The following is a 20,159-nucleotide window of genomic DNA, read 5'->3' as shown; positions in this document are numbered from 1 at the left end:
GCGTGCACCACGCTGCGCATCCGATCTCAAGGCGGGTCCCCGCCGGCCCGAAACACACCATGGGAAGCCCGCGAGCCCGCGGGACCCGAGAGACGAAGGAGGCGACGTGCCCGGACGAACCGCCATCGGCCTGGACATCGGGACGTCCGGCGTGCGCGCCGCGGAACTGTCCTACGGTCGTGGAGGCATCACGCTCGAGCGGTTCGGGCAGGTCGCACTGCCCGACGGCGCCGTCCGGGACGGCGAGGTCGTCGACCGCGCCACCGTCGCCGCCGCCATCAAGACGCTCTGGAAGGGCAGCGGTTTCACCGGGAAGCGCGTCGCCCTCGGCGTCGCCAACCAGCGCGTCGTCGTGCGCCAGGTGGACCTGCCGTGGATCCCGGCCGCCGAGCTGAAGGCGTCCCTGCCGCTGCAGGTGCAGGACTTCCTGCCCATGCCTGTCGAGGAGACCGTCCTCGACTTCCACGTCACCGAGGAGCTGCACGAGGAGGGCCGTCGCGGTCTGCGAGGGCTGCTCGTCGCCGCCTCCCGAGACATGGTCATGAGCAACGTCCAGGCCGCCGAGGCGGCCGGCCTGCGCGCCACGTCCGTCGACCTCTCCCCCTTCGCCGTGCTGCGCAGCGTGGCCAAGCCCCACGGCGAGGTCGCCACGGAGGCGCTCGTCGACATCGGGGCGCGGGTGTCCAACCTCGTCATCCACTCCGGCGGTCAGCCCCGGTTCGTCCGCGTGCTGCTGACGGGCGGCCAGGACGTCACCGACGCGGTCGCCGAGCGGATCGGCGTCCCCGCCACCTACGCCGAGGGCGTCAAGCGCGGGGCCGTCGAGGAGCTCGACGAGCGCGAGCGGCAGCTGGCGCACAGTGCCGTCGAGCTGATGCAGGAGGTCTTCGTCGACGAGATCCGCAGTTCGCTCGACTACTACGGCGCGGCCAACCCCCGGTTCCCCGTCGAGCGGATCGTCGTCACGGGCGGTGGCTCGCAGCTGCCCGGTCTCGTCGAGCGCCTGCAGAGCGTCACGCGCCGCGAGGTCGTCGCGGGCCGGCCCACCGACGGCCTGCACCTCGGCCGCACGGGCCTCGACGAGCACCAGCTCGCCACCATCCAACCCCTCGCCGCCGTCCCGGTCGGCCTCGCCCTCGGAGTGATCTCATGAGCTTCCAGACGCTGGAGGCGGTGGCCACGCGTCAACGCACCGTCCGCGTCGACCTGCTCCCACCGGAGATCGCGGCAGCGCGCCGCTCCCGGGGCGTGCGGGCCGGTCTCGGTGCTGCGTTGCTGCTCGTCGTCGTCGCCGCCGGGGCCGGGTACGCCATCACCCTCGGCCACGTCGACGAGGCCAACGCGGCCCTGTCGGTCGAGCAGTCGCGCACCCCCGGCCTGCAGGCCGCGCAGGAGCCCTACGCCGAGGTTCCGAAGGTGTACGCGCAGCTGGCCGAGCTCCAGGCGGTCAAGGAGTCGGTGACGGCGAACGACGTCGCCTGGTACCGGCACGTCGACGACCTGACCGCCGCCGCCCCCGCCGGCACGGCGTTCACCTCGGTCGTGTTCGCGCTGAACGACGCCTCGCAGACCGTGGCGGCCGGTTCCACCGACCCGCTGGCCGTGGACGGCATCGGGACGCTGAGCGTCAACGGCCAGACGTCCTCGCAGGCCGCGGTCGCCGACTGGATGGACGGGATCAGCCGCACCACGGGGCTGACAGACGCCCGGTTGAGCAGTTCCACGCTGGACCCGCAGACGGGTCTGGTGTCGTTCACCACCACCGCCACCGTGACGGCCGACGCCTTGTCGCACCGGCAGTGACGCGAGAGACCACAGGAGCCACGACATGACACGGTCCAAGGACACGGCGTGGATCGCCGGCGCCGGCGTGCTCGCGCTGCTGGTGCTGGCGGCCACGTACTTCCTGCTCATCGCGCCCAAGCGGACCGAAGCGGCCGACATCGCCGACCAGACGGCCGCGGTGGCCCAGAGCAACGCGGCGATCGAGCAGAAGACGGCGCAGCTGAAGTCCCAGTTCACCACGCTCGGCGACAAGGAGGCCGAGGTGGCCGCGATCCGGGCGACGATGCCGGCCGACGCCCAGGTGCCGGCGCTGCTGCGCCAGCTGCAGTCGTACGCCGACAGCGCGGGCCTCACCCTGACGAACGTCGCGCCCGGCACGCCGTCGGCGTTCGGTGCGAAGGACGGCGCGGTCCCCGGGACGGGCGGCACCACGGTCGTCGACGTCCCGCTGACGGTGACCACCTCCGGGTCCTTCACCCAGACGGAGCTGTTCCTCAAGAACGTGCAGGCCGACATGGGTCGCTACTTCCTGGTCGACAACGTCTCGCTGCAGGCCGGCGACGCGCAGACCGCCGGCACCGTGACCGGCACGATCACGGGTGACGTGTTCGTGCTCCGCGACGGTGCCACCCAGAACCAGTCCACCGCCTCCGGCGACGCCGCCGGGACGGGCACCAGCACGGCGACGACCGACGCGTCGCCCTCGACCGAGACGGTGAGCTCATGAGCGAGCACGGTCCCACCGACGACCTCCCCCAGGTGCCGTTCGACGAGCCGGCCGGTCGCACCTCCCTCGACGGCAGGGCCTTGCGCGCCGTGCTCGCCGGTGTCGCGGGCGTCGCCGTCATCGGGGGCGGTGCGCTGGGCTTCGCCTGGCTGAGCAGCACGCCCGGCGGCTCGACGGCGTCCGCCGCCGGCCTGCCCGGCGTCGTCTCGACGCCCTCCGCGGACGGGTCCGCGACCACCCCGTCGTCGGTGGCCTTCAACGTCAGCGGCCGGGACGTGTTCACGCCGCTCGTGACGCCGCGCACCGGTGAGGGTGCCTCCGGTGAGGGCACGTCCGGTGAGGGCGGCACCACGACCGGTTCCACGACCGGCTCCACGAGCAGCGGTGCCACCTCCGCGGCGGCGAGCGCCGCGCCCACGAGTGCTGTCGCCAAGCCCTCGGCGGTGGGCGCGAAACCCACGGCGGCGGGGACGAAACCCCCCACCGCGGTCCCCGCCCCGCCGGCACCCACGCCGACAGTGAGCCGGTCGACCGCTCCGGCCTGGCAGCAGGGGGTCGTCACCTTCAAGGAGATCCCCCTCGGGAGCACCACCGGTGCCGGCACCTTCGTCCTCGACTCCTCGGGCGCCAACCCGGTGACGATCCCGCTGACCGCGGGTTCCACGATCCCCTCCACCTCCACCGTGTACCGCCCGTGGGGCACCACGGCGGAGCGCGGGATGACCGACGCCGAGAAGGCGACCTGCGAGCAGCAGGTCAAGAAGGCCGCCACCTCCGAGGACGCGGCGAAGATCTCCCGCTCGACCAAGGACTGCACGGTGACCGACGACTACGTCTGGCAGGCCGTCTTCGTGCCGCTCAGCCAGTCGAAGCTCGCGGTGACCAACCAGGAGGACTACGGCTGGGTGAGCACCGCCGGCACCCAGCTCGCGGACGCCGTCGTCGGGAAGGTGACCGGGACGGTGCGCTGGATCGGCGCCCGCGGGGAGAAGTACCTCGTGCAGGTGAACGACGAGCCCGGTGTCTGGGTCAAGAAGGGTGAGGTCGTCGCGGGCACCACGCTGACGTTCGAGGGCATCGGCCTGGCCCCGATCGAGCGCACGGACGTCGCCGTCTTCAGCTCCGGCGGCACCAAGTACTTCACCGTGCTCGGCGGCGGCGAGAACGCCGGCATCACCTTCTGAGACGTCCGTCCACCCGTCCAGCTCCACCACCTCGGAGACCACCATGATCCGCACGTCCCCCGCCGCCGCCCGGCGCGCCGCGGCCGCGGTCGTCCTCGCCGGCCTCGTCGGTGGAGCGGCCGCGACGGGCGCCGACGCCTCGCCCGTCCGCTTCCACCAGGTCTACGGCGCCGACCGCTACACCACCTCGGCGCTCGTCGACGACGACCCCACGCAGACCGCGTACGTGGTGTCGGGCACGAACTACCCCGACGGTCTCACCGCCGGGGCCGTGGCGGGCCGATCGGGCGGCAACGTCTACCTCACCGAGCGCGGCGCCCTGCCGCCGGCGGTCCGCGAGCGCATCGTCTACGCCTCGAAGATCGTCGTCGTGGGCGGGGAGGCGTCCGTCGGCGCCGACGTCACGACGTGGCTCCAGCAGAACACCCGCGCCGCTCTCAGCCGGGTCAGCGGCGTCGACCGCTTCGACACGGCCGCGGCCCTGTCGGCGGCGTCCTACCCGACTCCCGCCGCCGGGGCTCCCGGGGTGCAGAACGTCGTCATCGCCACGGGCCACGACTACCCGGACGCGTTGGCGGCCAGCGCCGCGGCCGCGCACGTCCAGTCGCCCCTGCTCCTCGTCCGGGCCGACGGCATCCCGGCCTCCGTGGTCACCGAGCTGCAGCGCCTGCGGCCCCGGGCGATCACGGTCGTCGGCGGCGCGGACCGCGTCGGCGACACCGTGCTGACGCAGCTGCAGGGCCTCACGTCCGGACCGATCACCCGCATCGCGGGCACGGACCGCTACGACACGGCGAACCGCGTCAGCGCCGCCTTCTTCCGCGACGCCGAGCAGGTCACGCTCGCCTCCGGTGAGACGTTCGCCGACGCCCTCGCGGCCGGTGCCGCCGCTGGGCGGCACGCCGGACCCCTGCTGCTCACGGCCAGCACCTGCCTGACGGAGCAGACGAACCTCGAGATCGAACGGCTGCAGGCCCCTCACGGCGAGGACGCCGAGCTCGACGCGATCGGCGGCCCGAGCCGCATCAGCGCGGAGGCCGCCAAGCGCACGAACTGCCAGCCGCCCGGTACCGCCCGAAAGACCTACCTCGACGACCTCACCTACGTGCAGGGCAGCGGGCGCTACCGCTACGACCACGCGACCATCGCAGGGCGCTTCTACCCACGCTCGACCGCCTTCGACGCCGACCCCCGCAACTCGGACTACGGCACCTGGTCGCTGGGCGGCAAGCGTTCCCGGTTCACCGCGGTCGCCGGGATCGCCGACGGCAACACCAGCGGCCTGTCGTCCACCGTCGCCGTGTACGGCGACGAGAAGCTGCTCGCCTCGGGTGTCGTCGCGAAGGGCGCCCCGGTGGCCTTCGACGTGGACGTGCGCGGTGTCGACAACCTCAAGGTCGTCACCACGACGCCGAACGCCGCGCTGTCCCCCTCCGCCCCGGACCTCAACCGCGTCTACTTCGGCGACGCCGCCGTCAGCTGACGACCACCACGACGGCCCGCACCCTCCCCGGGGTGCGGGCCGTCGTCGTCCCCGGCCCTAGGATCGAGCCGCCCGCCGCACCCGTCCCCCAGGAGCCCGACCGTGATCGTCCTCGTCGGCTTCATGGGCGCGGGCAAGACGACGGTCGGTCGACTGCTGGCTGACCGTCTCGGACTCCCGTTCGTGGACACCGACCACGTGATCGAGGACCGGGAGCGGCGGAGCATCCCGCAGATCTTCGAGGCGGACGGGGAGGCGGCGTTCCGCGACGTGGAGCAGGCGGTCGTCGCCGACGTCCTGTCCGGGCCCGAGGCCGTCGTCTCCCTCGGGGGCGGGGCGTGCGGCCGGGAAGCCACGCGGGAGGTGCTGCGGGCCCACACCGTCGTCCACCTCGACGTCTCCCTGGAGCAGGCCAGGCGCCGGACCGCCGGTGACGGCAACCGCCCGGTGCTGCGGCGACCGGACCTGGCCGAGCTGCACGCCGCGCGTCGGGCGGTCTTCCACGCCCTGGCGGACGTCGAGGTCGACACCGACGGACGCGCGGCCCGGTCCGTCGCGGACGAGGTGCTGGCCGCGCTGCCCGACCCCCACGACGCACCGGCCGGTGCGCTCGACGACCTCGCGGAGGACCGATGACCACGACCGACACCGTCCGCATCACCGTCGAGGGGGAGGCCCCCTATGACGTCCTCATCGGCCGCGGCCTGCTGGGGGAGCTGCACGGCCTGCTGGGCCCCAAGGTGACCAAGGTGCTCGTCGTGCACCCGCGCGCGCTGCGCTCCACGGGCGAGGCCGTGCGCGACGACCTCATCGCGCAGGGGCTGGAGGCCGTGCTGGCGGAGGTGCCCGACGGGGAGGAGGCCAAGTCCGCGGAGGTCGCCGCGTTCTGCTGGACGGTCCTGGGGCAGTCCGACGTCACCCGCAGCGACGCCGTCGTCGGTGTCGGCGGGGGAGCGGTGACCGACCTCGCCGGGTTCGTCGCCGCGACGTGGCTGCGCGGCGTCCGCGTCGTCCACGTCCCCACCACGCTGCTCGCGATGGTCGACGCCGCCGTGGGGGGCAAGACGGGCATCAACACCGCCGAGGGCAAGAACCTCGTCGGCTCCTTCCACCCGCCGGCCGGTGTCCTGTGCGACCTCGACGCCCTCGACACCCTGCCCCCGCACGATCTGCGCGCCGGCCTCGCCGAGGTCGTGAAGTGCGGGTTCATCGCCGACCCGCGCATCCTCGAGCTCGTCGAGGCGGACGTGGCGGCGGCCACCGACCCGCGCTCGCCGGTCCTGGCCGAGCTCGTCGAGCGCGCCGTGCGGGTCAAGGCGCGCGTGGTCGCCGAGGACCTCAAGGAGTCCGACCTGCGGGAGATCCTCAACTACGGCCACACCTTCGCCCACGCCGTCGAGCTGGTCGAGCGCTACCAGTGGCGGCACGGGGCGGCCGTCAGCGTCGGCCTCTGCTACGTGGCCGAGCTGGCGCGGATGGCGGGCCGGCTGTCCGACGCCGACGCCGACCGGCACCGCGCCGTCCTGGCCTCCCTCGGGCTGCCGACGACCTACCGGGGCGACCGGTGGCCGCAGCTGCTGGACGCGATGAAGCGGGACAAGAAGTCGCGCGGGTCGATGCTGCGGTTCGTCGTCCTCGACGGGATCGGTCGTCCGGCGCGCCTGGAGGGGCCGGACCCGGCCACGCTGCAGGCGGCGTACGCGGAGATCAGCGCCGAGTGAGGGCCGACCTCACCCGCAGGGGGTCCCGGTGACGCCCCGCGCGGGTGAGGCGTACCGCACGACACCACCGGCGACGGACTCCCCCCGCAGGCAGTACCCGCTGCCGGTGGCCGTCACGACCGAGACACGGCTGACCGTGCGCGGTGCACCGAGCGCGTCGACCGTCGTGGCGTAGGTGCCGTAGAGCCGCACGTAGGAGGCCTGGGCGGCGCCGACCGCCTCCAGGTCGGCGGTGAGGGCGGCGATCTCCTTGCGGTGCACCTGCTCCATCACCACCGGGTAGCCGTACTTCCCCCCGATCGCCAGGGCCACGAGGACGGCCGCCCACGTCGTCAGCGTCCGCACCGGGTTCCGGCCCGCGCGGCGCGGCACCGCCTCGGTGCGGGGCACCTGGAACGGGGAGGCGTTGCCCGGGTTGAAGGCCGTCCGCGCGGGGGCCGGCGGTCCGTAGAAGTCCCCGGCGGGCGGGGAGACCCGGGGCTCCGGCGCGACCTGGACCGGCGGGGGGACCGGGGCCGGCCGGGGCGCGGGAACGGCGGGAGCCGGGGCGGCCGCCGCCGGCTCCGCTGCGGGGAGGAGGGGTTCCTCGGGCCCGGGACCCTCCGCCCGGTGCCGGGGCCGGCTCGACCGCGCCGGGGCGGGGGGAGGTGTCGGGGCCGCGGCCTCGACGGGAGCACCACCGCGGCGCCGGGGCAGCGGCGTCGGGCCGGCGTCGGTGCGGGGGTCGGTCACGGTGTCCTCCTCGGTGGTCCTCCTGCGCATCGGCGGGCGCCGGCTCCGGGTGGAGGGGTGATCACCCTCGTGGAGCAGACCACCTCAGTCGCAGGCGGTGGCGGTGAAGCCCTGCGCGGAGGAGTAGAAGAGCGCGGTGCGGGTCCCGTCGTCGTAGGCGCCGGCGCAGAACGCGTCCGGGCCGGCGCTCACGATCGCCACGTCCGTGCGCGCCGCAGGGACCCCCAGCTCGGGCAGCGACGTGGAGTAGCCGCCGTGCCGGTCCTTCCACGCCGCCTGCGCGGTCGCGACGCGCTGCAGGTCCGTGCGCAGGTCCTGGGCGGCGCTGGAGCGGCGACCGTCCAGGACGACGGGGAAGGCGACGGCGGCGGCCAGCGCCACCGCGGTCACCACACCGGCGGTCACGGCGACGGCCCGGCGCGGACCCGGCGGGGCCGGGACGGGCGCGTCCGGTACGGATCGAGCGCTCACGCGCCACCCCTTCCCGGTCGACCGACGTGTTCACCGGTGATCGGGCGCGGCGGGCCGGGCGCTGAGCCGGCACCCGGCTGCGCCACCCGTGTGCGCGCAGGACTCCTCCGTCCGGAGCAACGCACCGGGTGAGGGGGCGGTCACGGTCGCCGCACCGCTGGGCCGGGGTAGTCGCCCGGTCTCGGTAGGATGAGCCAGGCCCACCCGCGCCCGGACCCGGGCAGCGGGAGTGAAGACGAGAGACGGACTGAGAGACGACGTGGCATCGACGAACGACCTGAAGAACGGCACCGTGCTGAACCTCGACGGCAACCTCTGGTCGGTGGTCGAGTTCCAGCACGTGAAGCCCGGCAAGGGCGGTGCCTTCGTCCGGACGAAGCTGAAGAACGTCCTGTCCGGCAAGGTCGTCGACCGTACCTTCAACGCGGGCAGCAAGGTCGACACCGCGACGGTCGACAAGCGCGACATGCAGTACCTGTACAAGGACGGCGAGGACTTCGTCTTCATGGACTCCGCGACGTACGACCAGCTGTACGTCAGCGCCGCGACCGTCGGTGACGCGGCCAACTACATGCTCGAGAGCACCGAGGCGATCGTCGCCACGCACGACGGCACCCCGCTCTACGTCGAGCTCCCGACGTCCGTCGTCCTGGAGATCACCTACACCGAGCCGGGCCTGCAGGGCGACCGCTCCACCGGTGGCACCAAGCCCGCCACCGTCCAGACCGGGTACGAGATCCAGGTCCCGCTCTTCCTCGAGACCGGCACGAAGGTCAAGGTCGACACCCGCACGGGCGACTACCTCGGCCGCGTCAACGACTGATGGCCGCTCGCCGCAAGGCGCGCAAGCGCGCGCTGGAGGTCCTCTTCGAGGCCGACCAGCGCGGTCTGGCCCCCCTGGACGTGCTGCGCGACAAGATCCAGCGGGCCGACCCGCCCGTCGGTGAGTACGCGCTCACCCTCGTCGAGGGCGTCGTCGCGCAGCAGGCCCGCATCGACGAGGTGCTCTCGACGTACTCGATGGGCTGGACGCTGGACCGGATGCCGGCCGTGGACCGGGCCCTGCTGCGGCTGGGCGTGTGGGAAATCCTGCACGCCCCCGACGTCCCCGACCACGTCGCGGTCAGCGAGGCCGTCGAGATCGCGCAGGAGCTGTCGACCAACGAGTCCCCGAAGTTCGTCAACGGGCTGCTCGCGCGGATCGCCGAGCTCAAGGAGACGCTCTCCGCCTGACGGCCGTGCGGCCTCGTTGCCTCCTGGAGGCCGATCATCGGCTCCCAGGAGGCAACGGGGGCGTCAGCCGGCGCGTTCTTCCGCGGCGCGCAGCGTCGCCCCGAGCTGGTTCACGAAGCCCGCCGGGTCGGCCGTGACGTCGACGGGTGCGATCGACACCAGCAGGACACCCGCCGCGGCGTAGCGTCGTTGCTTCGCCTGGGTCCGGCGCAGGTCCCCGGGCGTAGAGTGCCACCGCATCCCGTCGATCTCCAGTGCCACCCGGTGTCTCGGCCACCACGCGTCGGCCTCGCCGATCACTTCACCGGCGATGACGACGTCTTCGTTCCACAACGGTTGCGGCAGAGCGGACCGGCCGATCACCTCCCGGGCCTTGGCCTCCGCTGCGCTGCGCACGCCCGCGGACACCTCCGCGAGAGCCTGCCGTGCCTTCGCGCTGCGCTGGGTCGGACCGGTGAACACCTCGTCCCGCAACTCCTGCACCGTGCAGCGCCGCTGGTGGAGGGTGGCTCCGAAGATCTCGCGGACCCGGTCGAGATCAGCTCCGTGCCGTGCAGCGTCCGCGGCGGCCCGGGCCGGACCGACCACGGGCAGGCCGCGCCGTTGCGCGATTCGGGGTTCGCGTTGGGTCCGTTCGATGGTCACGAACCCCGAGGAGAGCCGTTTCCGCGTCCACGGGATCACGACGAGGATTTGGTCGTCGACGGCGAGACGGTTCCCCGCGATGCCCAGGAGGTCCAGGGCGTGCAGCCCGCTGAGAGCGGCACCGTCCCCCGCGTAGGCCAGCGCCGCCCGCCGCGACTGCCCCCGCCCCAGCGGTCCCCGGTGACCGGCGACCACCCCGGGCAGCACGCTCTGCCACGGACCGGCGTGTGCCCAGCGGGTGATGGTCCGGCGGGGCATCCCCGCAGCGGTGAGGTCGGCGTGCGTGGCGATGCCGTCGCCGCGCAGCATCAGGGCGTCGACATCGGCCGGGTCGAAAGATCGTCGTCGGGGCATGGCGTGCATGGTGCGCGGCCGCGGAGCGAGGTGAGTTGTGGAGCAGGTTCGCTGTGGACAGGGGTTCGGTCCGTGCGGTCTGTGGAGACCTGGGTGACGCACGCGGTGAGGCCTCGTTGCCTCCACGGGGCCGATCATCGTCCTCAGGGAGGCAACGAGGTCGCCGGGTGTCCTCAGGGAGGCAACGAGGTCGCCGGGTGTCCTCGGGGAGGCAACGAGGCGTCACCCCGGCGGCCGAGCCCCGGGACGCAGAACGGCCCGGTCCCCGAGGGGGCCGGGCCGGTCGGGCGTCCGGAGGGTCAGCCGTGCTCGACGGCGCGGCGGGCGTCGGCGTTGAGCACGCCCCAGGCGATGAACTCGTCGCACAGCGTCGTCGCGGGGACGTCGTAGATGACGGCGAGGGTGCGCAGGTCGTCGGCGCGGATCGACAGGACCCGGCCGTTGTAGTCGCCGCGCTGGGACTGGATGGTCTTGGCGTAGCGGTCCAGGGGGCCGGCCTTCTCGGCGGGCACCTCCTGGAGGCGCTCGAGGTCGAGCACGAGCCGCGGCGGCGGCTCGGAGCTGCCCTGCGGGGCGCCTTCGGGGAGCAGGGCGGAGACGGGGACCCCGTAGAAGTCCGCCAGTTCAGCCAGTCGCTGGACGGTCACCGCACGGTCGCCGCGTTCGTAGGAGCCCACGACGACGGCCTTCCACCGTCCCTCGGACTTCTCTTCGACGCCGTGCAGGGACAGCCCCTGTTGGGTACGGATGGCGCGAAGGCGCGATCCGAGTGCGCGGGAGTAGTCCGATGCCATACGAGAATCGTCACGGAGCGTGAACGCCTTCGTCAAGCTGACCTGCCGTTCTGCCCCCCGTTTCCGGGAATCACCACTCTCTCGGCACCGATGCCGTTACTCCGTGTGAGCGTTTGATCTCACAACGACACGCGGTGGGCGCCGTCAGGCAGCACCGTGCCCCCGGCCGAGGGGTCCAGCCTGCTCCTGTAGGGTCGGGCGTGACCACCGCGCCACGCGCGTCCCGCGTGCGGAGCCGGTGAAGACGTCCTTTAAGGATCCGTCCCGTGAGGCGGGGAAGGAGGTCAGCAGTGAACGCTGTCCCCGAACGGCCGGGCGCCCGGGTGCTCCTCGAGGCCCCCGACATCGCCCGCGCCGTGACGCGCATCGCGCACGAGCTGCTGGAGACCAACAAGGGCCCGGACGACCTCGTCCTGCTCGGCATCCCGACGAGGGGGGTGCCGCTGGCCCGCCGGCTCGCGGCCCGCCTGGCCGAGGTCGAGGGCACGACCGTCCCGACCGGCTCCCTCGACGTCACGATGTACCGCGACGACCTGCGCCGGCACCCGACCCGCGCGCTGCTGCCCACGGAGCTGCCCGCCGGGGGCGTCGACGACAAGGTCGTGGTCCTCGTCGACGACGTCCTGTACTCCGGGCGCACCATCCGGGCCGCGCTCGACGCGGTCAACGACCTGGGCCGGCCCCGGGCGGTGCGCCTGGCCGTCCTCGTCGACCGCGGCCACCGCGAGCTGCCGATCCGCGCCGACCACGTGGGCAAGAACCTGCCGACCTCGGCGGCCGAGCGGGTCAGCGTCCAGCTCACCGAGCTCGACGGCCACGACGCCGTCCTCATCACCGGCGGCACCACGGGCGGGGGGAACTGATGCGCCACCTGCTGTCCGCGGCCGACCTGGATCGCGACGCCGCCGTTCACGTCCTGGACGTGGCCGAGGAGATGGCCGCCACCCAGCGGCGGGAGATCAAGAAGCTGCCCACCCTGCGGGGCCGCACGGTCGTCAACCTCTTCTTCGAGGACTCCACCCGCACCCGCACCTCCTTCGAGGCCGCGGCCAAGCGGCTCAGCGCCGACGTCATCAACTTCTCCGCCAAGGGCTCCAGCGTCTCCAAGGGAGAGAGCCTGAAGGACACCGCGCTGACGCTGGAGGCCATGGGCGCCGACGCCGTCGTCGTCCGGCACGGCTCCTCCGGGGCGCCGCACCGCCTCGCGCACGCCGGCTGGACGCGCGGGGCCGTCGTCAACGCCGGCGACGGCACCCACGAGCACCCCACCCAGGCCCTGCTCGACGCGTACACGATGCGCCGGCACCTGCGCGGCGGCACCGGCGACCTGGCCGGGGCGAAGGTCGTCGTCGTCGGCGACGTCCTGCACTCGCGCGTCGCGCGCTCGAACGTCCTGCTCCTGCACACCCTCGGCGCCCACGTGACGCTCGTCGCGCCGCCGACGCTGCTGCCCGTCGGCGTCGAGGCGTGGCCGTGCGAAACCTCGCACGACCTGGACGCCACGCTGCTGCGGGGCGAACCGGACGCGGTCATGATGCTGCGCGTGCAGGCCGAGCGGATGGACGCCTCGAAGGGGTCGTTCTTCCCCTCCGCGCGCGAGTACAGCCGCCGCTACGGCCTGGGCCGGGAACGGCTGGGGATGCTGCCCGACGACACGATCGTGCTGCACCCCGGCCCGATGAACCGCGGCCTGGAGATCTCCGCCGAGGCCGCCGACTCGGCGCGCTCGACCATCGTCGAGCAGGTCGGCAACGGCGTCGCCGTGCGGATGGCCGTCCTCTACCTGTTGCTGGCCGGCGAGATCCCGGGAGGGGACGCGTGAAGACCCTGATCCAGAACGTGACGCTCGGGAGCGGGCAGACCGACCTGCTGCTCGCCGACGGGGTCGTGGCCGCCGCCGGACCGGGACTGTCCGCCGAGGGCGCGGCCGTCCTGGACGCGAGCGGCCTGCGGGCCCTGCCCGGCCTGGTCGACCTGCACACCCACCTGCGCGAACCGGGCCGCGAGGACGCCGAGACCGTCGAGTCCGGCACCCGCAGCGCCGCCCGCGGCGGCTACACGTCCGTGTTCGCCATGGCCAACACCCTCCCCGTCGCCGACACAGCCGGGGTCGTGGAACAGGTCCAGCGCCTCGGCGAGGAGGCCGGCTGGGTCGACGTCCGCCCCGTGGGGGCCGTCACCGTGGGCCTGGCCGGTCAGCAGCTCGCCGAGCTCGGCGCCATGGCCGACTCCCGCGCGGCCGTGCGCGTCTTCTCCGACGACGGGCACTGCGTCTCCGACGCCGTCCTCATGCGCCGGGCGCTGGAGTACGTCAAGGCCTTCGACGGCGTCATCGCCCAGCACGCCCAGGAACCGCGGCTGACCGAGGGCGCGCAGATGAACGAGGGCACCGTCTCGGCCGTCCTCGGCCTGCGCGGCTGGCCGAGCGTCGCGGAGGAGGCGATCATCGCCCGCGACGTGCTGCTCGCCGACCACGTCGGCTCGCGCCTGCACGTGTGCCACCTGTCCACCCGCGGGTCGGTGGAGATCGTCCGCTGGGCCAAGCAGCGCGGCGTGCAGGTCACCGCCGAGGTCACCCCGCACCACCTGCTGCTCACCGACGAACTGGTCCGCGGCTACGACCCGGTCTACAAGGTGAACCCGCCGCTGCGCACCCAGGCCGACGTCGAGGCCGTCCGCGAGGGGCTGGCCGACGGGACGATCGACGTCGTCGCCACCGACCACGCCCCGCACCCGGTCGAGGCCAAGGACTGCGAGTGGTCCGCGGCCGCGATGGGCATGACCGGGCTGGAGACCGCGCTGTCCGTCGTGCAGCACACGATGGTCGACACCGGGCTCATGGGCTGGGACACGCTGGTGGACCGGATGTCGAGCGCGCCCGCGCGCATCGGCCGCCTGACCGGGCACGGCCTGCCGCTGGAGGTCGGGAACCCGGCCAACCTCGTCCTGGTCGACCCCGCGGCGCGCTGGACCGTCGACCCGGCGACGATGGCCACGGCCGGGCGGAACTCCCCGTTCCGCGGCACGGAACTGCCCGGGAGGGTCGTCGCGACGTTCCTGCGCGGGCGGCCCACCGTCCTCGACTCCGAGCTGGTGACGCCGTGAAGTGGATCGCGGTCGTCCTGCTGATCCTCGCCCTGCTGGTGGTGTGGCGCATGATGTTCATGGGCTACCGGGGCCGGGCGCTGCGGCAGAAGAAGGAGTTCCCGCGGCCCCTGGGCAGCCGGGACTGGAAGGGTCTGCGCGACGCCGTCGAGGGGATCTACGTCTCCACGACGGACGCCGAGAACGCCCTGGACCGCATCGCGGCGCACGGGCTCGGCACGCGCAGCGCCGTCTCGGTGGGGTTCGTCGCCGAGGGCGTGGGCCTGCTGCGGCAGGGCGCCCGCTCGTTCGTCGTCCCGACCGCCGACATCGTCGGCGTCGGGCACGGGCCGGGGATGGTCGGCAAGTGGATGGGACGGGAGAAGGGTCTCGTCGTGCTGCGCTGGAAGCTGGGCGAGCGCGTCGTGGACACAGGGATCAAACCGCGGCACCCCGCCGAGGGGGCCAGGTTCGCGGAGCAGGTGGAGGAACTCGTGCGCACGAAGGACCAGCAGAAGCCCACGGACGAGCCCGGAGGTACCCGGTGACGACCACGACCCGCACCCCGGCCGTCCTCGTCCTGGAGGACGGGCGCACGTTCACCGGCCAGGCCTACGGCCGCGTCGGCACCACGGTCGGTGAGGCCGTGTTCTCCACCGGCATGACCGGGTACCAGGAGACGCTCACCGACCCCAGCTACCACCGGCAGGTCGTCGTCATGACGGCCCCGCACGTGGGGAACACCGGCTACAACGACGAGGACCAGGAATCGGCCCGCATCTGGGTCGCCGGGTACGTCGTGCGCGACCCCGCGCGCGTCCCCTCGAACTGGCGGTCCCGCCGGGGCCTGGGGGAGGAACTCGACGCGCAGGGCGTCGTCGGGATCTCCGGCGTGGACACCCGCGCCCTGACCCGGCACCTGCGCGAACGCGGCGCGATGAAGGTCGGCGTGTTCTCCGGCGAGGCCGCGGCCCGCCCCGCCGCCGACCTGCTCGCCGAGGTGCGGGACGCCCCGGACATGGTGGGCACCGACCTCGCCTCCCTCGTCAGCACGGACGAGGCCTACGTGGTCCCGGCCGTGGGGGAGCGCCGGTTCTCGGTCACCGCTGTCGACCTCGGCATCAAGTCGATGACGCCGCGCCGGCTCGCCGAGCGCGGGATCGAGGTCACGGTCGTGCCTTCCACGGCGACGCTGGAGGAAGTCCTGGCCTCCGGCCCCGACGGCGGCGCCCCGGACGGGGTGTTCTTCTCCAACGGCCCGGGCGACCCGGCCGCGGCCACGCACGAGATCGAGGTCCTCCGGGGCGTCCTGGAGCGCAGGATCCCGTTCTTCGGGATCTGCTACGGCAACCAGCTGCTCGGCCGCGCGCTCGGGTTCGGCACGTACAAGCTCAAGTACGGCCACCGCGGGATCAACCAACCCGTCATGGACCTGACGACCCGCAAGGTCGAGGTCACCTCCCAGAACCACGGGTTCGCCGTCGAGGGCACGGCGGGGCAAGTGCGTGAGACCCCCTACGGTCGCGCCGAGGTCAGCCACGTCAGCCTCAACGACGGGGTCGTGGAGGGTCTGCGCTGCCTGGACGTGCCCGCGTTCTCCGTGCAGTACCACCCCGAGGCGGCGGCCGGTCCGCACGACGCCTCGTACCTGTTCGACCGGTTCGTCGACCTCATGCACGGCGTCCCCGCCGCGCAGCTCGTCGACGACCAGGGCGAGACCGACACCACCGAGCCGACCGAGCCGACCGAGCCGGCCCTAGAGAAGGACGCCTGATGCCCCGCCGCTCCGACCTCTCCTCGGTCCTGGTCATCGGGTCCGGCCCGATCGTCATCGGCCAGGCCGCCGAGTTCGACTACTCCGGCACCCAGGCCTGCCGCGTGCTGAGGTCCGAGGGTCTGCGCGTGGTCCTCGTGAACTCCAACCCGGCGACGATCATGACCGACCCGGAGATGGCCGACGCGACCTACGTCGAACCCATCACCCCGGCCACGGTCGAGGCCATCATCGCCAAGGAGCGCCCCGACGCGGTCCTGGCCACCCTCGGCGGGCAGACCGCCCTCAACACCGCCATCGCGCTGTACGAGAACGGCGTCCTGGAGAAGTACGGCACCGAGCTCATCGGCGCCGACGTCGACGCCATCAAGCTCGGTGAGGACCGGCTGCTGTTCAAGGGCGTCGTGGAGCGCTGCGGCGCCGAGTCCGCCCGTTCGCACCTGTGCCACTCCATGGACGAGGTCCTCACGGCGGCCGCCGACCTGGGCTACCCCGTCGTCGTGCGGCCCAGCTTCACCATGGGCGGTCTCGGGTCGGGGTTCGCCTACGACGAGGAGGACCTGCGCCGCATCGCCGGCCAGGGCCTGCACCACTCCCCGGTCACCGAGGTGCTCCTGGAGGAGTCGATCCTCGGCTGGAAGGAGTACGAGCTAGAGCTCATGCGCGACCGGGCCGACAACGTCGTGGTCGTCTGCTCGATCGAGAACTTCGACCCGGTCGGCGTGCACACGGGCGACTCGATCACCGTCGCGCCCGCGATGACGCTCACCGACCGCGAGTACCAGCGCATGCGCGACATCGGCATCGCCGTCATCCGCGAGGTCGGCGTCGACACCGGCGGCTGCAACATCCAGTTCGCGGTGAACCCCGACGACGGGCGCATCATCGTCATCGAGATGAACCCGCGCGTGTCGCGGTCCTCGGCGCTGGCCTCGAAGGCGACGGGGTTCCCCATCGCCAAGATCGCCGCGCGCCTCGCCGTGGGGTACACCCTCGACGAGATCCCCAACGACATCACCTCGGTGACCCCGGCCAGCTTCGAGCCGACGCTGGACTACGTCGTCGTCAAGGTGCCCCGGTTCGCGTTCGAGAAGTTCCCCGCGGCCGACCCGACGCTGACCACGACGATGAAGAGCGTCGGGGAGGCCATGGCCCTGGGCCGCAACTTCACCGAGGCGCTGCAGAAGGCGTTGCGCAGCACCGAGAAGCGCGGGGCGGCGTTCAGCTGGGCCGGACCCGTCGGGGACCGCGCCGACCTGCTGCGCCGCGTCGAGCAGCCGACGGACGAGCGCATCGGCCTGCTCATGCAGGCCATCCGCGCCGGCGCGACGCCGCAGGAGCTGTTCGAGGCCACCAAGATCGACCCGTGGTTCCTCGACCAGCTCTTCCTGCTCGACGAGATCGCCGTGGAGGTCCGCGAGAGCGAGGAGCTGACCCCGGAGCTGCTGCGGCACGCCAAGCGGCACGGGTTCTCCGACGCCCAGATCGGGGAGCTGCGGCACCTGCCCGAGGACGTCGTGCGCGGGGTCCGGCACGCCCTGGGCATCCGGCCGGTCTACAAGACGGTCGACACGTGCGCGGCGGAGTTCGCGGCCAGCACGCCGTACCACTACTCCTCCTACGACACCGAGGACGAGACCCGCCCGCGCGAGAAGCCGGCCATCGTCATCCTCGGCTCCGGGCCGAACCGCATCGGGCAGGGCGTGGAGTTCGACTACTCCTGCGTCCACGCCAGCTTCGCGCTGTCCGAGGCCGGTTACGAGACCGTCATGGTCAACTGCAACCCCGAGACGGTCTCGACCGACTACGACACCTCCGACCGGCTCTACTTCGAGCCGCTCACCCTCGAGGACGTCCTGGAGGTCGTGCACGCCGAGATGCGCTGCGGCCCCGTCGCCGGGGTCGTCGTCCAGCTCGGCGGGCAGACCCCGCTGGGGCTGGCCGCGAAGCTGGAGCAGGCCGGCGTCCCGATCATCGGCACGTCCCCGCAGGCCATCGACCTGGCCGAGGAGCGCGGGGCGTTCGGGCGGGTGCTGGACAAGGCCGGGCTCGTCGCGCCCAAGCACGGCACGGCGTCGAGCTTCCCGCAGGCCACGGCCATCGCCGCCGAGATCGGCTACCCCGTCCTGGTCCGCCCCAGCTACGTGCTCGGCGGTCGCGGGATGCAGATCGTCTACGACGAGGCGTCGCTGGAGCAGTACATGGCCACGGCCACCGAGGTCTCGCCCGAACGTCCCGTGCTGGTGGACCGCTTCCTGGACAACGGCATCGAGATCGACGTCGACGCCCTGTTCGACGGCGAGGAGATGTACCTCGGCGGGATCATGGAGCACATCGAGGAGGCCGGCATCCACTCCGGCGACTCCGCGTGCGTCATCCCGCCGGTGACCCTGGGGGCCGCCGAGCTGGAGCGCGTGCGGACGGCCACCGAGGCCATCGCCCGCGGCGTCGGGGTGCGCGGGCTGCTGAACGTCCAGTTCGCCCTGGCCGCCGACATCCTCTACGTCCTGGAGGCCAACCCGCGGGCCTCGCGCACCGTGCCGTTCGTCTCCAAGGCGACCGGGGTGCCGCTGGCCAAGGCCGCGGCCCGGCTCATGGCCGGGACGTCCATCCGGGACCTGCGGGCCGAGGGGCTGCTGCCGGCCCGCGGGGACGGCGGGCTGCTGCCGGCCGACTCCCCGGTCTCGGTCAAGGAGGCCGTGCTGCCGTTCGCGCGGTTCCGCACCGCCGAGGGCGTGGTCGTCGACTCCCTGCTGGGGCCGGAGATGCGCTCGACCGGTGAGGTCATGGGCATCGACGTCGACTTCCCGACGGCGTTCGGCAAGTCCCAGACCGCCGCCTACGGCGGGCTGCCCACCGGGGGGACCGCGTTCATCTCCGTCGCCGACCGCGACAAGCGAGCCATGATCTTCCCGATCAAGCGGCTGGCCGACCTCGGGTTCACGCTGCTGGCCACCGAGGGGACCGCGCAGGTGCTGCGGCGCAACGGCATCGCCTCCACCGTGGTGCGCAAGCACTCCGAGGGCACCAGCGAGGACGGTGAGCCGACGATCGTGGGCCGCATCGCCGCCGGGGAGGTCGCGATGGTCGTCAACACCCCCTCGGGCAACCAGGCCCGCGCCGACGGGTACGAGATCCGCGCCGCCGCGACGTCGGTGGGTTCGCCCATCATCACCACGATCCAGGAGCTGTCGGCGGCCGTGCAGGCCATCGAGGCCGGGTTGACCGCCGAACGCGGCGGCGAGGGGCTGCGGGTGGCGTCCCTGCAGGAGCACACCGCCCGCCTCGAGGCGGCCTGGGACGGGTTCCGGGCATGAGGTTCGGCGCCCGGCTCGCCGCGGCGGTCGCCGCGCACGGTCCGCTGTGCGCGGGGATCGACCCGCACACCCCGCTGCTGGCGGCGTGGGGCCTGCCCGACGACGCGGCCGGGGTGGAGCGGTTCGGCCGCACCGTCGTGGAGGCCCTCGCCGGGCACGTCGCGGCCGTCAAGCCGCAGGCGGCGTTCTTCGAGCGGCACGGCTCCCGCGGGGTCGCGGCCCTCGAGCGCGTCGTCGCCGACGCCCGGGCGGCGGGGTTGCTGACGATCGTCGACGCCAAGCGCGGGGACATCGGCTCGACGATGGCGGGGTACGCCGACGCGTTCGTCGGCGACTCCCCGCTGGCCGGGGACGCGGTGACCGTCTCGCCCTACCTCGGGTTCGGCTCGCTGCGGCCGCTGCTCGACCTGGCCGCCCGGCACGGGCGGGGGGTCTTCGTGCTCGCGCTGACGTCGAACCCCGAGGGGGCCGCCGTCCAGCACGCCGTGGGCGCCGACGGGCGGTCGGTCGCGCGGTCGGTCGCCGAGGCCGCCGCCGCCGAGAACGCCGGGGCGAGCCCGTACGGGGACGTCGGGCTCGTCGTGGGGGCGACCGTGGGCTCCGCGGTCGCCGACCTCGGTCTCGACCTCGCCGCCGTCAACGGCCCGCTGCTCGCGCCGGGCGTCGGGGCCCAGGGCGGCACCGGGCAGGACCTGCGGCGGGTGTTCGGCGACGCGCGCCGGCTCGTGCTGGCGGCGAGCTCCCGGGAGGTGCTGGCCGCGGGCCCGTCCCCGGCGGCCCTGCGCGAGGCCGCCCGCCGCCGCGCGGACGAGCTGAGCGTCGCGCTGGCCGGGTGACTCACCGGGTCACCCGGGC

General features: G+C 73.4%; 20 protein-coding genes. 16 read left to right on the top strand and 4 right to left on the bottom strand.

All coding sequences use genetic code 11. The features are described from left to right. Positions 1-106 precede the first annotated feature (106 nt). From pilM to aroB, 7 genes are all read left to right on the top strand, one after another. Positions 107-1,153: a type IV pilus assembly protein PilM gene (gene pilM / locus AB2L27_RS02815; protein WP_370439945.1), complete on the top strand. Its 1,047-nt coding sequence runs from the start codon at positions 107-109 to the stop codon at positions 1,151-1,153. Continuing rightward, a complete protein-coding gene (locus AB2L27_RS02810) occupies positions 1,150-1,803 on the top strand; it encodes a PilN domain-containing protein (protein WP_370439944.1) in 654 nt (217 codons plus the stop codon). The genes pilM and AB2L27_RS02810 overlap by 4 nt, the downstream gene beginning before the upstream one ends. A 25-nt stretch (positions 1,804-1,828) precedes the next feature. Further along, complete coding sequence (gene pilO / locus AB2L27_RS02805; protein WP_370439943.1) at positions 1,829-2,512, top strand: type 4a pilus biogenesis protein PilO; 684 nt, start codon at positions 1,829-1,831, stop codon at positions 2,510-2,512. After that, entirely contained in the window at positions 2,509-3,696 is a 1,188-nt protein-coding gene (locus AB2L27_RS02800; protein ID WP_370439942.1) for a hypothetical protein, read from the top strand. The genes pilO and AB2L27_RS02800 overlap by 4 nt, the downstream gene beginning before the upstream one ends. Before the next feature lie 43 nt (positions 3,697-3,739). Further along, the gene (locus AB2L27_RS02795; protein WP_370439941.1) at positions 3,740-5,179 is read left to right on the top strand and encodes a cell wall-binding repeat-containing protein; all 1,440 of its coding nucleotides are present in this window, start codon (positions 3,740-3,742) and stop codon (positions 5,177-5,179) included. A 102-nt stretch (positions 5,180-5,281) separates the two neighbouring features. Beyond that, positions 5,282-5,815: a shikimate kinase gene (locus AB2L27_RS02790; RefSeq protein ID WP_370439940.1), complete on the top strand. Its 534-nt coding sequence runs from the start codon at positions 5,282-5,284 to the stop codon at positions 5,813-5,815. Next, positions 5,812-6,900, top strand: a complete 1,089-nt coding sequence (aroB, locus tag AB2L27_RS02785) for a 3-dehydroquinate synthase (protein WP_370439939.1) — start codon at positions 5,812-5,814, stop codon at positions 6,898-6,900. Before AB2L27_RS02790 ends, aroB begins: the two co-directional genes overlap by 4 nt. A gap of 9 nt (positions 6,901-6,909) precedes the next feature. On the opposite strand, the gene AB2L27_RS02780 is transcribed toward aroB, so the two are convergent. Both AB2L27_RS02780 and AB2L27_RS02775 read right to left on the bottom strand, forming a co-directional pair. Further along, a complete protein-coding gene (locus tag AB2L27_RS02780) occupies positions 6,910-7,632 on the bottom strand; it encodes a hypothetical protein (RefSeq protein WP_370439938.1) in 723 nt (240 codons plus the stop codon). Positions 7,633-7,716: 84 nt separating this feature from the next. Further along, entirely contained in the window at positions 7,717-8,103 is a 387-nt protein-coding gene (locus tag AB2L27_RS02775; RefSeq protein ID WP_370439937.1) for a hypothetical protein, read from the bottom strand. 259 nt (positions 8,104-8,362) lie between these two features. Between AB2L27_RS02775 and efp the strand changes: the two genes are divergently transcribed. Together efp and nusB are read left to right on the top strand one after the other, a co-directional pair. Beyond that, positions 8,363-8,926, top strand: a complete 564-nt coding sequence (gene efp, locus AB2L27_RS02770; protein WP_370439936.1) for an elongation factor P — start codon at positions 8,363-8,365, stop codon at positions 8,924-8,926. Beyond that, on the top strand, positions 8,926-9,336 hold the full coding sequence (nusB, locus tag AB2L27_RS02765) for a transcription antitermination factor NusB (protein WP_370439935.1): 411 nt from the start codon (positions 8,926-8,928) through the stop codon (positions 9,334-9,336). Before efp ends, nusB begins: the two co-directional genes overlap by 1 nt. Positions 9,337-9,399: 63 nt before the next feature. Here the strand turns inward: nusB and AB2L27_RS02760 are convergent, their stop codons facing one another. Both AB2L27_RS02760 and bldD read right to left on the bottom strand, forming a co-directional pair. Continuing rightward, complete coding sequence (locus AB2L27_RS02760; RefSeq protein ID WP_370439934.1) at positions 9,400-10,473, bottom strand: hypothetical protein; 1,074 nt, start codon at positions 10,471-10,473, stop codon at positions 9,400-9,402. A gap of 161 nt (positions 10,474-10,634) precedes the next feature. After that, positions 10,635-11,129 carry a transcriptional regulator BldD gene (bldD, locus tag AB2L27_RS02755; RefSeq protein WP_106206055.1) on the bottom strand — a complete coding sequence of 165 codons (495 nt, stop codon included), beginning with the start codon at positions 11,127-11,129 and terminating at the stop codon, positions 10,635-10,637. A 290-nt stretch (positions 11,130-11,419) separates the two neighbouring features. On the opposite strand from bldD, the gene pyrR reads away from it, so the two are divergent. The 7 genes from pyrR to pyrF are packed head-to-tail and all read left to right on the top strand — an operon-like array spanning position 11,420 to position 20,140. Next, positions 11,420-11,992 (top strand): bifunctional pyr operon transcriptional regulator/uracil phosphoribosyltransferase PyrR, encoded by a 573-nt coding sequence (pyrR, locus tag AB2L27_RS02750; RefSeq protein ID WP_370439933.1) that lies wholly within the window; start codon positions 11,420-11,422, stop codon positions 11,990-11,992. Beyond that, a complete protein-coding gene (locus AB2L27_RS02745) occupies positions 11,992-12,951 on the top strand; it encodes an aspartate carbamoyltransferase catalytic subunit (RefSeq protein WP_370439932.1) in 960 nt (319 codons plus the stop codon). Before pyrR ends, AB2L27_RS02745 begins: the two co-directional genes overlap by 1 nt. Beyond that, positions 12,948-14,234 carry a dihydroorotase gene (locus AB2L27_RS02740; protein ID WP_370439931.1) on the top strand — a complete coding sequence of 429 codons (1,287 nt, stop codon included), beginning with the start codon at positions 12,948-12,950 and terminating at the stop codon, positions 14,232-14,234. The genes AB2L27_RS02745 and AB2L27_RS02740 overlap by 4 nt, the downstream gene beginning before the upstream one ends. Next, positions 14,231-14,761: a PH-like domain-containing protein gene (locus AB2L27_RS02735; RefSeq protein ID WP_370439930.1), complete on the top strand. Its 531-nt coding sequence runs from the start codon at positions 14,231-14,233 to the stop codon at positions 14,759-14,761. Before AB2L27_RS02740 ends, AB2L27_RS02735 begins: the two co-directional genes overlap by 4 nt. Continuing rightward, positions 14,758-15,987 carry a glutamine-hydrolyzing carbamoyl-phosphate synthase small subunit gene (carA, locus tag AB2L27_RS02730; RefSeq protein ID WP_370439929.1) on the top strand — a complete coding sequence of 410 codons (1,230 nt, stop codon included), beginning with the start codon at positions 14,758-14,760 and terminating at the stop codon, positions 15,985-15,987. Before AB2L27_RS02735 ends, carA begins: the two co-directional genes overlap by 4 nt. Continuing rightward, positions 15,987-19,304, top strand: a complete 3,318-nt coding sequence (gene carB / locus AB2L27_RS02725) for a carbamoyl-phosphate synthase large subunit (RefSeq protein WP_370439928.1) — start codon at positions 15,987-15,989, stop codon at positions 19,302-19,304. The genes carA and carB overlap by 1 nt, the downstream gene beginning before the upstream one ends. After that, positions 19,301-20,140: an orotidine-5'-phosphate decarboxylase gene (gene pyrF, locus AB2L27_RS02720; RefSeq protein WP_370439927.1), complete on the top strand. Its 840-nt coding sequence runs from the start codon at positions 19,301-19,303 to the stop codon at positions 20,138-20,140. Before carB ends, pyrF begins: the two co-directional genes overlap by 4 nt. The last annotated feature ends 19 nt before the right edge of the window (positions 20,141-20,159 follow it).

It is taken from the genome of Kineococcus halophytocola (assembly GCF_041276425.1).
GTDB lineage: Bacteria > Actinomycetota > Actinomycetes > Actinomycetales > Kineococcaceae > Kineococcus > Kineococcus halophytocola.
This window is presented reverse-complemented; position numbering and strand designations above follow the sequence as displayed.

Excerpts from the sequence above, each read along its gene's own strand:
- pyrF (WP_370439927.1), top strand. The coding sequence starts at position 19,301 with ATGAGGTTCGGCGCCCGGCTCGCCGCGGCGGTCGCCGCGCACGGTCCG.
- carB (WP_370439928.1), top strand. The coding sequence starts at position 15,987 with ATGCCCCGCCGCTCCGACCTCTCCTCGGTCCTGGTCATCGGGTCCGGC.
- AB2L27_RS02810 (WP_370439944.1), top strand. The coding sequence starts at position 1,150 with ATGAGCTTCCAGACGCTGGAGGCGGTGGCCACGCGTCAACGCACCGTC.
- AB2L27_RS02800 (WP_370439942.1), top strand. The coding sequence starts at position 2,509 with ATGAGCGAGCACGGTCCCACCGACGACCTCCCCCAGGTGCCGTTCGAC.
- nusB (WP_370439935.1), top strand. The coding sequence starts at position 8,926 with ATGGCCGCTCGCCGCAAGGCGCGCAAGCGCGCGCTGGAGGTCCTCTTC.
- AB2L27_RS02795 (WP_370439941.1), top strand. The coding sequence starts at position 3,740 with ATGATCCGCACGTCCCCCGCCGCCGCCCGGCGCGCCGCGGCCGCGGTC.
- AB2L27_RS02745 (WP_370439932.1), top strand. The coding sequence starts at position 11,992 with ATGCGCCACCTGCTGTCCGCGGCCGACCTGGATCGCGACGCCGCCGTT.
- aroB (WP_370439939.1), top strand. The coding sequence starts at position 5,812 with ATGACCACGACCGACACCGTCCGCATCACCGTCGAGGGGGAGGCCCCC.
- bldD (WP_106206055.1), bottom strand. The coding sequence starts at position 11,129 with ATGGCATCGGACTACTCCCGCGCACTCGGATCGCGCCTTCGCGCCATC.
- pilO (WP_370439943.1), top strand. The coding sequence starts at position 1,829 with ATGACACGGTCCAAGGACACGGCGTGGATCGCCGGCGCCGGCGTGCTC.
- AB2L27_RS02760 (WP_370439934.1), bottom strand. The coding sequence starts at position 10,473 with ATGATCGGCCCCGTGGAGGCAACGAGGCCTCACCGCGTGCGTCACCCA.